The sequence below is a fragment of the Acinetobacter sp. YH12156 genome, assembly GCF_013418235.1.
GTDB lineage: Bacteria > Pseudomonadota > Gammaproteobacteria > Pseudomonadales > Moraxellaceae > Acinetobacter > Acinetobacter pseudolwoffii.
This window is the reverse complement of record NZ_VPCL01000011.1, coordinates 99,523-113,912: the sequence shown is the minus strand read 5'-3', so window position 1 is coordinate 113,912 and position 14,390 is coordinate 99,523. Positions and strand designations below refer to the sequence as shown.

At 43.8% G+C, this 14,390-nt stretch carries 13 protein-coding genes; 5 read left to right on the top strand and 8 right to left on the bottom strand.

Annotated features, from left to right (window positions below; genetic code table 11):
• Window positions 1–22: 22 nt before the first annotated feature.
• Window positions 23–841: a rhomboid family intramembrane serine protease gene (locus tag FTU87_RS10460; protein WP_159138416.1), complete on the bottom strand. Its 819-nt coding sequence runs from the start codon at window positions 839–841 to the stop codon at window positions 23–25.
• 78 nt (window positions 842–919) lie between these two features.
• Here FTU87_RS10460 and mtgA point away from each other — a divergent pair, with 78 nt between their 5' ends.
• Together mtgA and ppk1 are read left to right on the top strand one after the other, a co-directional pair.
• A complete protein-coding gene (gene mtgA, locus FTU87_RS10455) occupies window positions 920–1,594 on the top strand; it encodes a monofunctional biosynthetic peptidoglycan transglycosylase (RefSeq protein ID WP_005096252.1) in 675 nt (224 codons plus the stop codon).
• 126 nt (window positions 1,595–1,720) lie between these two features.
• Window positions 1,721–3,802 carry a polyphosphate kinase 1 gene (gene ppk1, locus FTU87_RS10450; protein WP_180097254.1) on the top strand — a complete coding sequence of 694 codons (2,082 nt, stop codon included), beginning with the start codon at window positions 1,721–1,723 and terminating at the stop codon, window positions 3,800–3,802.
• Between the two features lie 61 nt (window positions 3,803–3,863).
• On the opposite strand, the gene FTU87_RS10445 is transcribed toward ppk1, so the two are convergent.
• The 5 genes from FTU87_RS10445 to rubA form a co-directional block, all read right to left on the bottom strand.
• Complete coding sequence (locus FTU87_RS10445) at window positions 3,864–4,451, bottom strand: response regulator transcription factor (RefSeq protein ID WP_180097252.1); 588 nt, start codon at window positions 4,449–4,451, stop codon at window positions 3,864–3,866.
• 254 nt (window positions 4,452–4,705) lie between these two features.
• Window positions 4,706–5,614 carry a LysR family transcriptional regulator OxyR gene (oxyR, locus tag FTU87_RS10440; RefSeq protein WP_180097250.1) on the bottom strand — a complete coding sequence of 303 codons (909 nt, stop codon included), beginning with the start codon at window positions 5,612–5,614 and terminating at the stop codon, window positions 4,706–4,708.
• A gap of 13 nt (window positions 5,615–5,627) precedes the next feature.
• Window positions 5,628–6,566 carry an esterase EstB gene (gene estB / locus FTU87_RS10435; protein WP_005172008.1) on the bottom strand — a complete coding sequence of 313 codons (939 nt, stop codon included), beginning with the start codon at window positions 6,564–6,566 and terminating at the stop codon, window positions 5,628–5,630.
• Window positions 6,567–6,623: 57 nt separating this feature from the next.
• A complete protein-coding gene (gene rubB, locus FTU87_RS10430; protein ID WP_180097293.1) occupies window positions 6,624–7,802 on the bottom strand; it encodes a rubredoxin reductase RubB in 1,179 nt (392 codons plus the stop codon).
• 96 nt (window positions 7,803–7,898) lie between these two features.
• A complete protein-coding gene (gene rubA / locus FTU87_RS10425) occupies window positions 7,899–8,063 on the bottom strand; it encodes a rubredoxin RubA (protein WP_005096258.1) in 165 nt (54 codons plus the stop codon).
• 487 nt (window positions 8,064–8,550) lie between these two features.
• Here rubA and FTU87_RS10420 point away from each other — a divergent pair, with 487 nt between their 5' ends.
• Entirely contained in the window at window positions 8,551–9,093 is a 543-nt protein-coding gene (locus FTU87_RS10420) for an adenine phosphoribosyltransferase (RefSeq protein WP_005096259.1), read from the top strand.
• Window positions 9,094–9,453: 360 nt separating this feature from the next.
• On the opposite strand, the gene FTU87_RS10415 is transcribed toward FTU87_RS10420, so the two are convergent.
• On the bottom strand, window positions 9,454–9,948 hold the full coding sequence (locus tag FTU87_RS10415; protein WP_100355281.1) for a YqiA/YcfP family alpha/beta fold hydrolase: 495 nt from the start codon (window positions 9,946–9,948) through the stop codon (window positions 9,454–9,456).
• 382 nt (window positions 9,949–10,330) lie between these two features.
• Between FTU87_RS10415 and lysS the strand changes: the two genes are divergently transcribed.
• Window positions 10,331–11,860, top strand: coding sequence for a lysine--tRNA ligase (gene lysS / locus FTU87_RS10410; protein ID WP_005172002.1), 1,530 nt, complete (start codon window positions 10,331–10,333; stop codon window positions 11,858–11,860).
• A 352-nt stretch (window positions 11,861–12,212) separates the two neighbouring features.
• On the opposite strand, the gene trpS is transcribed toward lysS, so the two are convergent.
• Window positions 12,213–13,226, bottom strand: coding sequence for a tryptophan--tRNA ligase (gene trpS, locus FTU87_RS10405; RefSeq protein ID WP_005172000.1), 1,014 nt, complete (start codon window positions 13,224–13,226; stop codon window positions 12,213–12,215).
• Window positions 13,227–13,415: 189 nt separating this feature from the next.
• Between trpS and FTU87_RS10400 the strand changes: the two genes are divergently transcribed.
• On the top strand, window positions 13,416–14,342 hold the full coding sequence (locus FTU87_RS10400; protein ID WP_180039514.1) for a DUF808 domain-containing protein: 927 nt from the start codon (window positions 13,416–13,418) through the stop codon (window positions 14,340–14,342).
• Window positions 14,343–14,390: the final 48 nt, after the last annotated feature.

Genomic DNA, 14,390 nt, shown 5'->3' with positions numbered 1-14,390 from the left:
TGGCATTTAAAGCGGTAATGATTTAAAGCTGCAATTGTTGTCGCATCAGGTCGAGAATATCTTGCCACAGTGGGCGAATTGCTTCGATCAAGGCCAAGTTATGTTGATAAAGCAGCACACAGAGGCCGAAACCGATCACTAAAGCGATCAGATTGATCATGCGGCTATGCTGCATTTTTTGTCCGGCGTACCACAGCAAGGTTAAAAAAGCGCCCATCAACATGCCGCCAATATGTGCTGCATTGTTGATTCCGCTGATCATAAAGCCCATGGCCAGGTTCAGACCCATCACCATCACCAAGGTCTTTTTATCCAGAATAAAACGTTGCTGGGGCAGCATCGGCAACAGGGCCAATACCGTCAGTGAAGCGCCGAGTCCCATCACCGCACCGGATGCACCGGCACTGACCGCCGGCAATAAACTTGGGTTGGCCACACCCCCTGCAATCAGATCATAGCTGTCCTGAATGTTCATATAGCCACTGAGCAAACTGCCCATTAAGCCGGCACACAGGTATAAGCCAATAAAATACATCCGGCCAAACAGTTGTTCGGCAACACTACCAAAAATATACAAGGCCCACATATTCAACATCAGGTGAATCAGGCCAAAATGGAAAAACATGCTGCTAAACAAACGCATGGGTTCCGCTAAATAGGTTAAAGGTGCATAATCGGCACCCCAGAGAATCGCATCTCGGGTACTCGGCTGGCTGATATCCATACCATTGATGGCCTGCCAGCCAAATAATCCGACATTAATCGCGATTAAAATGGCCGTGATCCACCAGAGCTGCATTTCAAGTTTGCGGTGTACGACAGGGGGAGCGTATTTAGACATGCTATTTTTTTTGCTGTGATTGTATATTTCGAATAAGCTTAACACGAAAAATCAAATTTTCAGGAGTAACGCACTGACATGAAAGCCTTTCTGATCCGCACGATATTAGTCATCGTCAGTGTGATTTTACTGATTCAATTGTGGATCTTTGCCAGTCTGGCCTGGTGGCGAACCAATCCGGTCAATACCACCATGATGATGCGGATTGATTACTGGACGGAACCTTCCAAAGCCATTCAACATCAATGGCGTCCCTATGATGAGATCAGCCTGAATCTGAAACGTGCCATTGTCACTGCCGAAGATGGAAAATTCATTCATCATCATGGTTTTGACTGGGACGGCATTCAAACTGCGCTGAATAAAAATCGGGATCAAGGCCGGGTGGTGGCTGGGGGTTCTACCATTTCCCAGCAACTGGCCAAAAACCTATTTCTGGTTAATAAGCGTTCATTTGTACGTAAAGGCCAGGAAGCGGTGGCGACCTGGATGATGGAACGGATGTGGTCGAAACAGCGGATTCTGGAAGTCTATTTAAACTCGATTGAATTTGGTGACAATATCTATGGCGTGGAAGCCGCAGCCAAACATTATTTTGGCAAAACTGCGCAAAGCCTGACCCAGGATCAAGCGATCTTTCTGGCGGCCATTCTGACCAATCCAAAATATTTTCAGGATCATCGCAACTCCTCTGCCTTAAATGCACGCAAGCGCATGATTCAGCGGTATATGCGTTATGCAGAATTACCTTAAATAATTATTTAAAGAAAAAGTATTTAAAGAAAAAGCCCAGTTTTTGGGCTTTTTTTTATGAAATTGTCATCAATTTGAAGCATACTTGAGCTGATAAGCACAATTTTAAATCCGCATAGGTTTGATATGACTACGGCAGCCAGCACTACTTCAGCACAGCCCGAATATACATATAATGATCGTTATATAAATCGTGAACTGTCTATTTTAGACTTCCATTTACGCGTCCTGGAACAGGCTGTCGATCCTTTACATCCCTTGCTTGAACGCATGAATTTCCTGTTAATTTTCTCGCGTAATCTGGACGAATTTTTTGAGATTCGGGTCGCAGGAATGATGGAACAGTTAGATTTGGACAATGAAAGTCGCAGTCCGGATGGCCTGACCCCAAAGCAGGTGCTGGAACAGATTTCCAAAACTGCACATACTGCGATTGAACGCCAGTACCGTATTTTAAATGAAGAAATTTTGCCAAAACTGCGTGAGGAAGATATCTGTTTCTTGCGCCGTGGTGAACTGACTCCGGCACAATCGGCCTGGGTGAAAAAATATTTTCAGGAACAGGTTGCGCCCGTCCTGACGCCAATTAGCCTAGACCCTGCACATCCGTTTCCACGTCTGGTGAATAAGTCACTGAACTTTATTGTGACTCTCGAAGGTAAAGATGCCTTTGGCCGTCAGATTGATCTGGCTGTGGTGCCAGCGCCACGTTCGTTACCACGCGTGGTACGTCTGCCAGATGAATTAACCGATGGCAAAGAGCATCATGTGATGCTGTCCGCGATTATTCATGAACATGTTTCAGATCTGTTCCCGGGCATGACAGCGACCGGTTGCTATCAGTTCCGTGTCACGCGTAATGCCGATCTGGCCTTGAATGAAGATGTTGAAGATTTGGCTAAGGCACTTAAAGGCGAACTCAGTTCACGCCGTTTTGGCCGTGCTGTACGTCTGGAAGTGACAGAAAACTGTCCGCAGCATATTTATGAATATCTGCTGAATGAATTTGATCTGGAAGAAGAGCAGCTTTATAAAGTCGCAGGCCCAGTCAATCTGGCGCGCTTACTGTCTAATTTCAAGCGCCCGCATTTACGCTATGATTCACATACCCCGATCATTCCCAAAGTACTGAAAAAATCTGAAAATATTTTTAGTGCCATGCAAAAACAGGATATCTTGCTGCATCATCCGTTTGAGTCTTTTGCACCGGTCATTTCATTGTTGCGTGAAGCTGCACGTGATCCACAAGTGCTGGCGATCAAACAGACCTTGTACCGCAGTGGCCCGGATTCTGAAATCGTGCAGGTGCTGGCGGAAGCTGCCCGCAATGGCAAGGAAGTCACGGCCGTGATTGAATTGCGTGCACGTTTCGATGAAGAATCCAATATCGAAGTGGCCAATGTCCTGCAAGAAGCCGGTGCGGTAGTGGTCTATGGCATCGTTGGCTATAAAACCCATGCCAAAATGATTCTGGTGGTACGCCGGGAAAATAATAAACTGGTGCGCTATGTGCATCTGGGAACCGGCAACTATCATGCCGGCAATGCGCGAATCTATACCGATTATGGTTTGCTCACCACGGATAAAGACCTGTGTGAAGATGTGCACCGTATCTTTCAGGAGCTGACCGGTATGGGAAAAATGGCCAAGCTGAAAAAGCTGTTACATGCGCCATTTACCTTACATACCCAACTCATTAATTATATTGATAATGAAATCGTGAATGCCAAAGCAGGCAAGCCGGCGCAGATTATTGTCAAAGTTAATGCGCTGACCGAGATGCAATTGATCAATAAACTCTATGAAGCTTCTCAGGCCGGGGTACAGATTGACCTGATTATCCGCTCGATTTGTAGTTTGCGTCCGGGATTGCCAGGTTTGTCTGAAAATATTCGGGTACGTTCGATTGTCGGGCGTTTCCTGGAACATACCCGCGTGTATTATTTCAGCAATAACGGTAATGCACGGGTTTACTGTTCAAGTGCAGACTGGATGGATCGTAACCTGTTTAACCGGGTCGAAGCCTGCTTCCCGGTAGAAGATGAAGTGTTGAAAAAACGCATCTATCAACAGGGGCTACTTAACTATCTGAAAGATAATCAGCAATCCTGGTTATTACAAGGGGATGGAACCTGGCTGCGGGCACAGCTGCAAGAAGGTGAAAAGCCACATAATGCTCAACGCATTTTATTGGACTTGTTTAAATAAATGATCTCGAGAGGCTGAAAATTCAGCCTCTTTTCTATCCAGAAAATAGCATTCAAGGGTTTTAATCAGAGGATATCAGCAGTTTGAGATAGATCTGTTTGACCTGGGCATACATCTGATAGTCAGTCAGCTGGAGCTGGTGCTGTATGTCTACTGGGGTTTTTTGCTGGCTGAGTAAGTGTAAGAGCTGCAATTCGGTTACCTTGAGACAGGTTTTGTCAGTGAGCTGGTACAGGATATGTTCTGCCAGTTCAGCATGGATATAGGCACCGCCACGCAAGACAATTTTCAGGCTTTCAGCAAACTGGATGAATGAAGCCTGAGATTGGATATAGCTATTTGCACCAGATAAGATTGCTGAATAAATGAGTGCTGTGGATTCACTCTTGAGTACGGCAACTACAGGTGTACTTGGGTTATGCTGTTTCATCTGACCGATGAAATGAATCTGTAAGGCTTCTGTCAGGTGATAAAGAATCAAGTTAGGCAGATGTTCGGCAATCATCTCTTGTGCAGATTGGAAATTGTCTGCATACAGCAGCATATCTGGTTGATAGCCCAGTTGTTGCAGCACAGTCTGAGTTTTGGACAGGTCCAGGTCAGTAGATGAAGCGATGACTAAAACCGGTGCAGGCAAGAGGGCAGCCAATAAGCTCAATCCTGTTGATTCTGAGAGAAGGCTATACTGTGGATGAAGCAAAATAAAATAAATATCCCAAAAAATAGGGATTTAACGATAATTACCTCATCTTCGTCTTAAATAGCATTTATTACAGATTAAAACCAATGACAGCAACAGTCAGTTTGAGACTTTAGCAGGTCTATGATGGTTGGCTATATCCACTTTGAGATATAAAAAAAGGAGCAACGGGTGTGCTCCTTTTAATCATCTAAAATTTTAGCTCAAGCAGCATTGTGCTGAGTGATTTTTTGGAAAATCTGTAATAACACATCAAACTCGCTTTGTAGCGGCGTACTTTTACGCGTCACCAATGCCAGGGTGCGACTTGGCGCAGAGTTGATTGGCTTGACCAGAATCTCAGGGTTGGCTTTGATCATATTGGTATAAATCGCAATTTCTGGCAATAAAGTAAAACCAAGATTTGCAGAGACCATTTCGATTAAAGTCGGCAAAGAGCTGGCTTTTAAACGATGATCATTTTTACGCTCACCAATCGGGCAGGCACTCAGGGCATGATCACGCAAACAATGACCTTCCTCAAGTAGCATCAGGCGAGACAGATCCAGATCTTCCAGAGAATTCGCGTGCGCAGCGTGTTGATCTGATTTTTGATAAACCAGATACAGATTCTCTTTGGCAATCTCGGCCACTTTCAGGCCACGTGTATCGAAAGGTAGCGCCAAGGCCACCATATCCAGGTTGCCATGTTCCAGTTTTTCTACAATTTTCTCGCTTTGTGCTTCATGCAGATGCAACTGGATTTTTGGTAATTGTTTATGCACTTCTTCTAGCAGCTGTGACAGCAGGAAGGGAGCAATCGTAGGAATCACGCCAAGATGTAAATCACCGGTTAAGGGTTCACTCATCTCACGACTTAAGCGCATCAAGTCCTGAGCATCAGCCAGTAGAACACGTGCGCGTGCAACCACTTGTTCACCAAGAGGCGTTAAACGAACATTCTGGCGGTCGCGTTCAACAAGTACGCCACCGAGTAAACGCTCCAGCTCCATAATGCCGCCAGACAAAGTTGACTGGGTGACAAATGAGCGGCGAGCAGCTTCTGTAAAATGTAGCGTCTCTGACAGTGTTACGAGGTATGACAGCTGTCTTAAGGAGGGTAGTGCAGCCATAGTGTCCTAATGTTTATGATTTAAAATGATCAGCAAATAATTCGCTAAGATATGGAATAAAATGCGGTGGGATATCATGCCCCATTCCATCAATTAATTCAAATTTAGCCCCTGGAATCGCTTTTGCAACGGCCTTGCCATGACTAGGAGGCAGCAATCGATCACGAGCACCATGAACCACCAGGGTCTCTTGCTTGATTTGCTTGTTCAGTTGCAGCAATGAACCTGTACATAATATTGCTAAAAACTGTTGAAGTACACCGGCAGGATAGTAACTTCGTTTATATAATTTACGTGCGGTCTGCACCGCTTCCAGATGATTGACATAACCTGGCGAACCGATGATGTTAAACAGTTTTAGACTATGATCTACAATACCATCTTCATCTGTTGAAGCCGGTTTGTCAATCAAACTAAAGAGTTGCTTGGGAAAGGGCGGTGGCAACAGCGGCTGATTGTTGCTGGTAAACAGTAAACCCAGTTTTTTGACTTTGTCTGGATAGCGTGCCGCCAGAATCTGGGCAATCATGCCACCCATGGATGCACCCAATACATCAACCTGATCCAGCCCCATTTTTTCAATCAGCAGACTGACATCTTCAGCCATATCATACAGGTCATAAGGTGCACCCTGATTGCCCAGACCGAGCACAAAACGGCTCATCATTTTCAGGGTGTTCAGGCGTGGACCCTTGTTATGGATTTTTGAAGACAGGCCAATATCGCGATTATCAAAACGTACCAGATGGAAACCTTGATCAATCAATGATTTGCAAAAAAAGTCAGGCCAGTACAGCACCTGCGCACCCAGTCCCATAATCAGGAGCAGCGTAGGATTTTCCGGATTTCCGCCCACCTCGACATGTAATTCCACACCATTACCCAGATCAACTCTGGTTTCACGCATGAAAGAACTATATGGAGAAAGATTAAACTGTAATGCGCTGTGCATAATTGCTGTCCTAATTAAAGGATATTTTGTTTAAAAAATATCCTGAGTATTAAACCTCTAAACCACAGCAGGAATCAAGTCAGGAACCTGCTTGGTCAAAGACAGACGTTGTTTGCCCGCAGTTGCACCCAAGAGTACAAAGCCACGTAAAGTGCCGCTACCGTCGATGGCTTTGGCCAGCATGCCATCTTCCAGCTCTTCAGTTTCCCAGGTGACCTCAACATCGACTGGTGCAGGCAGGACAGTTAAAGGTGCAGCAGGCGTTTTCACTGCCACTGGCATAGCCGGATAATGTACAGCCGTATGTTCGCCATTCAGGGTTTTTGCCAGCGCGCGCGCCTGTTGCATGATGGGCATGACATAAGGCAATAAGGTACCATTCACTTCAGCACAGTCACCTACAGCATAAATATCGGCATGATTGGTTTCCAGTTGCGCCGTGGTTAAAATTCCACGACTGGTATGAACATCTGCCTGTTTGGCCAAAGAGATATTCGGCTGTAGACCTACCGCAGACAAAACCACATCAGCAACGAGAGACTGACCATTGGCCAGCATGACCAAATAGTCACCATTTTCAGCACGAGAGACCTTCTCGACCGTGGTGCCCAAGACGAAATGAATGCCGGTTTCTTCAAGGTTTTTCTGGAAGGCCGTTGCAACATGTTCAGGTAATAAACGGCCCAGCGGTTGAGGTGCCAGATCGATCACTGTGACCTGATGCTCGGTATTTTGCAGGTCATTGGCAAATTCGCAGCCAATCAGGCCTGCGCCTAAAATCACCACGCGTTTATCTTCACGTGCCGCCAGATTGCTGCGGAACGTCTTATAGTCACTTAAATTATTCACCACATGAATGTCATCACTGGCATCACCGGAAATGGCTAAACGTACCGGGTTGGCACCGACCGCCAAGACCAGTTTGGAATAATTCTGCGTGCTTTCCTGACCATCTTTCTCAAGTACCAGCTGATGATCTTCCGGATGAATGGCTTTGACCCAAGTCTGCTGTTCAATCCGCATATTCAGTTGTGCCGACATTTTTGCAGCATCGCCCAATGCAATCTGTTCAGGCGCTTTCTTGCCAACCAAAGCATTGGAAAGGGTAGGTTTAGCATAATTTATCGCATCATCCGCGCAAATCATCAGCAGTGCATGATCTGGATTAAGTTTGCGAAATTCACGTGCTACAGCATAACCTGCCATGCCTGAACCAATAATAACGATAGGATGCATAGTCGTTTCCATGCTGTAGGGCTCCATGCTGTTTTATATGAGGATAAAAAGGACATAAAAAAAGACCATATCGACATGGTCTTTAACTGGGCGTGCTCAGACTTCGATCATTTCGAAATCGACTTTAGACACGCCACAATCTGGACAGGTCCAGTCATCCGGGATATCTTCCCATTTGGTTCCCGCTACGATGCCGTCTTGAGGCCAACCTTCCGCCTCGTCATAAATCCATCCACAAACGATGCATTGATACTTTTTCATGTAACTCTCCAAAACTGAGCAAGTGTAACCGTCAGCTTAAAATCCATAAAATGGCAAGACTCTAAAAGAATATGACTTTTTAACAGTGAACATATTTGGCTAAATTTTTACGCAGTTCTATTCAGAAAGTAAAGTGAATAAAAGCTTAATCAGCGAAATTAGCAGCAGAATGACTTTTGGATTCAGTATTTCTCTGAAAATGAGTCAAATCGGCTTTGCTGGCAAATGCTGTGGAGTGATGAAGCGGCTGCTGTGGCAAAATTTAGCTTAAATGATGCGTTATAGACCAAAGTCGTGCAGTAAAAACTGAGGTTTTTATATAATTTAGAATCAGTAAAGTCTGGATTAAATATTTTTATAATAAATGAATATAATAAAATCAATAACTTGTGCTTAAATATTGGGTTTTTATTATACAGCTCGGCTTGTTCATTGGCTGGAAATAGGTTTAAAATTCGCATATTCCTTTTCTTTTTTAAGATCTCCCATGAGCAATTTGTCTACTTCTTTGTGGTCTCACATTCGTACGGTCCAAGATTTTCCAAAACCAGGAATTTGCTTTTATGATTTGACCCCACTTTTCATGAGCAATATTGGTCCATTGACTGATGCCCTGATTGCCAGCATTCCTGCTGACAAACTGGCAGAAGTAGAAAGCTTTATCGCAGTGGAAGCGCGTGGTTTTGTGTTGGCAAGCCTGTTGGCACAACGTACCGGCAAAGGCTTGTTATTGGTGCGTAAAGCAGGAAAATTGCCGCCTCCAGTCGTGGGTGTCGGTTATAGCCTGGAATATGGTCTGGATCGTTTAGAAATGTCTGCGGAAGTTCAGTCTCAGAAAGTCATCATTGTTGATGATGTTCTGGCAACAGGCGGAACTTTAAAAGCGGTAAATGAATTGGCACTCAAATGTCAGCATGAAGTACTAGGTGCAAGTATCTTTCTTGATCTTCCTGATTTGCATGCTGAATTAGGTCTGGATATCTGGTCAGTACTGGATGATAAATCTCAGCCTGAAGCTGCGGTTGCCTAAATTGTAGATTTAAAAAAAAGCTCCTCAATATCGGTAATGCCGGTCAGTTAAGAAATTGACTGGCATTTTCTTTTTTAAATTCATGATCATATTTGACAAGTAGAAAAGTCATCCGCAACTGTTTGAGGCAGGACTAGATTTAAAAATGATTGTTTCTGCGACAAATTTACTAGTCGATGGTGGCTGACGAGTTTTGCGGACGACAAATGCCTTTGGTTACTTTGGGCGAAACCAAAGTAACAAATTATTTTCAAGTATTTGATTTATAAAGTTAAGACTCCGCCGTGAATGACTAAAAAGTTAAAGAGCCTATTTCTAAACTCCTTAACTGATCAGCATTACCTCAATATCGGGGCTTTTTTATTGTCTGATAAAATGATGTTCAATTTCCTGAATCAGCGTATTAATCTGTTCAGGATGTTCTAGTCGATGATGGCCGCCATCAACTGCCTGAATTTGCATATAGTCTTCAAGCTGTGCCTGAACTGCATGCATATCCAGAATTTCATCGCCCAGTTCGAGATAGGCAAACTGCGGAATGTCATGCTGTAAATCGCCATGACAAATTTCCGGATAATCATCTCTGAAATTGGGTTGCAAAATGGGATTCGCCACCACACAGGGAAGGTGATAAGCCTGCGACATTTTCAGTGCCCAATAGCCGCCAAGATTATGACCCACCAGAATATCCGGTTTGATGGTTTCAATCATCTCATGATAAAAACTGGCGACCGAATTATAGCTCAGATTACGATAATCGACATCAATACAATATTTATGCACGACATCAATTGCATGAAACTTGGTGGATTCTCTGGAGGAATCTAAGCCATGTAAAAACAAAATCTTAGACATAATCTTACTCATTTTTATGGGGCATGCCATATTGGTATTTATTGATTGGCACATCATCTTCAATCTGAGCATCATTGTAGAACGTGTGGACATTCAAGGCAGTTAGCTATTGGTCTAAGCCAGCATTTTTTTGTGCAGTGATTGGCTCTACCTCGTCACACACTAGGACTTTCATCTAAGTAATCGCATAATCGGTCCCAAATCGAGCTGAATTGTATTGGTAGAGTGGATTAGATTGACGGGATAAGGTTGGGAAAATGCCAAGATAGTGGATTTTTCCAAAGAAAAGCCGCTTCCTGAGAGTGTTTAAGCTACGATTCGGGTAGGATTTCTGCTATTCTAGGCAACTTCTATTTTTTAACTAATCTTATTCGAGGCAGAGATGACGCAAACTAACGCTCAATCGACTTCTGAACAAATCATTTCCGAAAACGATTTAATTGCACAGCGTCATGCCAAGTTAAAGCAAATCGAAGCTCAGGCACAAGAAACTGGTAAAAGCCCATGGCCAAATACCTTTAAGCGTGAGCATTATGCCCAAGATTTACAAGACCAGTTCGCTGATAAATCTAAAGAAGAAATTGAAGCAGGCGAAAAGGTCTACGTCAAAGTTGCCGGTCGTGTGATGTTAAACCGTGGTTCATTTATTGTGATCCAGGACATGACAGGTCGTATCCAGCTTTATGTCGCCCGTAAAGAACTCGCTGCAGATGTACTTGCGACCATCAAAGGTTTAGACCTTGGCGACATTATTGCAATCGAAGGTTATATCGGTCGTTCAGGCAAAGGCGATCTGTATGTACACATCGAACATTTTGAATTATTAACCAAATCATTGCGTCCGCTGCCAGACAAGTTCCACGGTCTGAATGATACTGAAGTAAAGTATCGTAAACGTTATCTTGATCTGATCGTGAACGAAGAAACCCGTAAAACGTTTGAAATTCGTGCCAAAGTGGTTGCAGGTATTCGTGCCTTCCTGACTGAAAAACGCTATATGGAAGTTGAAACGCCAATGATGCATGTGATCCCAGGCGGTGCTTCTGCGCGTCCGTTTGAAACGCATCATAATGCACTGGACATGCCATTGTTCTTGCGTATTGCGCCAGAGCTTTATTTAAAACGTTTGGTGGTGGGTGGTTTTGAACGTGTGTTCGAAATTAACCGTAACTTCCGTAACGAAGGGGTATCTACGCGTCACAACCCAGAATTCACCATGATTGAATTCTATCAAGCCTATGCAGATTATAAAGATCTGATGGAATTGACCGAGCAGATGCTGGAAAAACTGGCGCTGGATATCTTGGGTTCGACCGATGTGCCTTATGGTGATGAAGTGTATAGCTTCAAAGGGCCATTCAAGAAAATTTCAATGTTTGATGCAATTCTGGAAAATAACCCGCAATTTACTCCGGAAAATGTCAATGACCGTGAGTTCCTGGCAAAATTCCTTCAAGAAGAATTGAAAGAGCAAGTGAAGCCAGGTTTTGGTCTGGGTAAGCTGCAAACGATTGTGTTTGAAGAAACAGTTGAAACCAAACTGCGTCAACCAACATTCATTACGGAATATCCAGCGGAAACTTCTCCATTGGCACGTCGTAATGATGATAATCCGCACATCACCGACCGTTTTGAATTCTTTATTGGTGGTCGTGAACTGGCAAATGGCTTCTCGGAATTAAATGATCCAATCGACCAGGCGGAACGTTTCCAGGCACAGGTTGCGGAAAAAGATGCGGGTGATGATGAAGCGATGCATTATGATGCAGACTTTGTAGAAGCACTGGAATATGGCCTACCGCCAACAGCCGGTGAAGGTATTGGTATTGACCGTCTGGTGATGATCTTTGCTAATGCAGCAAGTATCCGTGATGTGATCTTGTTCCCGCATATGCGTCATAAAAATGCATAAGTGCTGAATTTTAGAAAACCCGCTTAGGCGGGTTTTTTTATGCTTTAAATCGCTATACTAAAAAATTAAAGACAAAAAAAACGCAATGATTGGGGTGATCATTGCGTAGAAAAAGGAATGTTTTTTCAAACTACATCAAGCTTAACTGTGGAGAGAGTTAAATTTGATTCCTTACTGTATGTAGCTATAATACGACCCGGTAAGGCTTGACTCAGCAGTATTCATGTTAATAGATGTTAATTAAGGTTAAAACTATGGAGATTCTATGGGCGAGTTTGCTGCTTTATCGTGCATAAACACCTCGCAATAAAAAAGCCCTTCATATGAAGAGCTTTAGGTGGTCATTTTATGTTTAGAAACGGAATACACCTAAACCGGTTTTCACTTCATCTAAAGTCGCCTGGGTAATATCACGACATTTATCTGTTCCGGTCTTTAAAATATCCATAATATAGTCAGGGTCTTTAGCAAGCTCCATACGGCGCTCACGGATTGGACCAATCAATTCTTTGAGAATGCCTTCCAGACGTTTTTTCACTGTACCATCGCCTAAACCACCACGACGGTAGTATGCCTTAAGCTCTTCCAGTTCTTCTTTGTTTGGATCAAAGGCGTCCAGATAAGTGAATACTACATTGCCTTCAACCTGACCTGGGTCTTCCACACGAAGATGATTCGGATCGGTATACATGGCATTGACGGCTTTTTTAATATCTTTATCTGTCGCATCCAGCACAATGGTATTGCCCAAAGATTTTGACATTTTCGCTTTGCCATCAAAACCAGGGAGGCGGCCGACATTAGACAGTAGCGCTTTACATTCTGGTAACAGGTCATGACCGATTTGACGGTTCAGACGACGTACGATTTCATTGGTCTGTTCGATCATTGGAATCTGATCTTCACCCACAGGCACAACAGTGGCCTTGAATGCTGTAATGTCGGCAGCCTGAGCCACCGGGTAACACAAGAAACCTGCTGGAATATCGCGCTCAAAACCACGCATCTGGATTTCAGATTTAATGGTCGGATTACGCTCAAGACGTGAAACAGTCACGAAATTGAGGTAAAGCATCGTCAGTTCGTTTAAGGCAGGTAAACATGACTGAACACAAATTGTGGTTTTAGTTGGATCAATACCGACAGCCAGATAATCCGTTGCCACTTCAATAATGTTACGACGTACTTTTTCAAAATTATCGGCATTATCGGTGAGTGCTTGAGCATCAGCAAGTAACAAGTGTTGATGGTGAGAATCTTGCAGGCCTACACGAGAGCGTAATGAACCGACAAAGTGGCCGAGGTGAAGTTGTCCGGTAGGACGGTCGCCCGTCAAGATCACTGGACGATTATCTTGATTACTCATTATTTATTCCAAAGGGTAGTCAGTACTACAGGTGTATTTTAACGAATGGCAATATTGTACGGTATTCTGTTTTTGATTGTCAGCCAGAAAAAAAGCTGTATTAAAAAAATCTTATTAATTAAACAAGTGAATACAATATTTTTAAGAATTTTGATTAAAATAAACTGAAATATGATAAGGATAATAAATATGGCGAGCAGTTTATTACTATTATTAGATGATATTGCGACGGTCTTGGATGATGTGGCTGTGATGAGTAAAATGGCAGCCAAAAAAACAGCAGGCGTCCTCGGTGATGATCTGGCTTTAAATGCACAGCAAGTGTCAGGCGTACGGGCAGATCGTGAATTGCCGGTAGTCTGGAAAGTGGCCAAAGGTTCTTTTGTCAATAAGCTGATTTTAGTGCCGCTGGCCTTGTTAATCAGCTTTATTGCCGGCTGGCTGATTAACCCCTTATTGGTGCTGGGTGGTTTGTTTCTGTGTTATGAAGGCGTGGAAAAAATCGTACACACCTTGCATACACCGAAGGCCAAGGATGCTGAACAGGCCCGTGAGCAACTGATCCAGACTGAAACAGATTTGCACCAGTTTGAAAATGAAAAAGTCAAAGGCGCGATTCGCACCGACTTTATCCTTTCGGCTGAAATTATCGTGATTACCTTGGGGACGGTGGCAGCAGCCTCTATGCTGACCAAAGTTACCGTTTTAAGCCTGATCGCGATCGTGATGACCATCGGGGTCTATGGTTTTGTTGCCCTGATTGTCAAACTGGATGATATCGGTCTGCATCTGACCGAGCAGCAGTCCGATTTTAAGCAACAAATAGGACGCGGCTTGTTGGCATTTGCCCCGATTCTGATGAAAATTTTATCAGTTGTTGGAACTGCTGCGATGTTCCTGGTCGGTGGGGGAATTATTAATCATGCTATTCCTGTTATTCACCACTTTACTGAAGATAGTGTTAGCTATGTACAGGATATTCCCAGTATCGGAAATATTGTAGGTGCCCTGACACCGACCTTGATTAATTTCGCCGTGGGAATTTTAGCGGGTCTGCTGGTGATGCTGGTCATCAGCCTGATTAAAAAAATCTGGCCCAAATCATCAAAAGCTTAAGATGCAAAAATATCTGCAAATTGAGCAGATGAAGAAAAGGAAAAAACT

What these genes read in the sequence shown, in the direction of transcription:
- rubB (WP_180097293.1), bottom strand. Translation starts at nt 7,802, where the DNA reads ATGCATCCTATCGTTATTATTGGTTCAGGCATGGCAGGTTATGCTGTA.
- FTU87_RS10400 (WP_180039514.1), top strand. Translation starts at nt 13,416, where the DNA reads ATGGCGAGCAGTTTATTACTATTATTAGATGATATTGCGACGGTCTTG.
- FTU87_RS10460 (WP_159138416.1), bottom strand. Translation starts at nt 841, where the DNA reads ATGTCTAAATACGCTCCCCCTGTCGTACACCGCAAACTTGAAATGCAG.
- FTU87_RS10415 (WP_100355281.1), bottom strand. Translation starts at nt 9,948, where the DNA reads ATGTCTAAGATTTTGTTTTTACATGGCTTAGATTCCTCCAGAGAATCC.
- rubA (WP_005096258.1), bottom strand. Translation starts at nt 8,063, where the DNA reads ATGAAAAAGTATCAATGCATCGTTTGTGGATGGATTTATGACGAGGCG.
- oxyR (WP_180097250.1), bottom strand. Translation starts at nt 5,614, where the DNA reads ATGGCTGCACTACCCTCCTTAAGACAGCTGTCATACCTCGTAACACTG.
- estB (WP_005172008.1), bottom strand. Translation starts at nt 6,566, where the DNA reads ATGCACAGCGCATTACAGTTTAATCTTTCTCCATATAGTTCTTTCATG.
- mtgA (WP_005096252.1), top strand. Translation starts at nt 920, where the DNA reads ATGAAAGCCTTTCTGATCCGCACGATATTAGTCATCGTCAGTGTGATT.
- trpS (WP_005172000.1), bottom strand. Translation starts at nt 13,226, where the DNA reads ATGAGTAATCAAGATAATCGTCCAGTGATCTTGACGGGCGACCGTCCT.
- FTU87_RS10420 (WP_005096259.1), top strand. Translation starts at nt 8,551, where the DNA reads ATGAGCAATTTGTCTACTTCTTTGTGGTCTCACATTCGTACGGTCCAA.
- ppk1 (WP_180097254.1), top strand. Translation starts at nt 1,721, where the DNA reads ATGACTACGGCAGCCAGCACTACTTCAGCACAGCCCGAATATACATAT.
- lysS (WP_005172002.1), top strand. Translation starts at nt 10,331, where the DNA reads ATGACGCAAACTAACGCTCAATCGACTTCTGAACAAATCATTTCCGAA.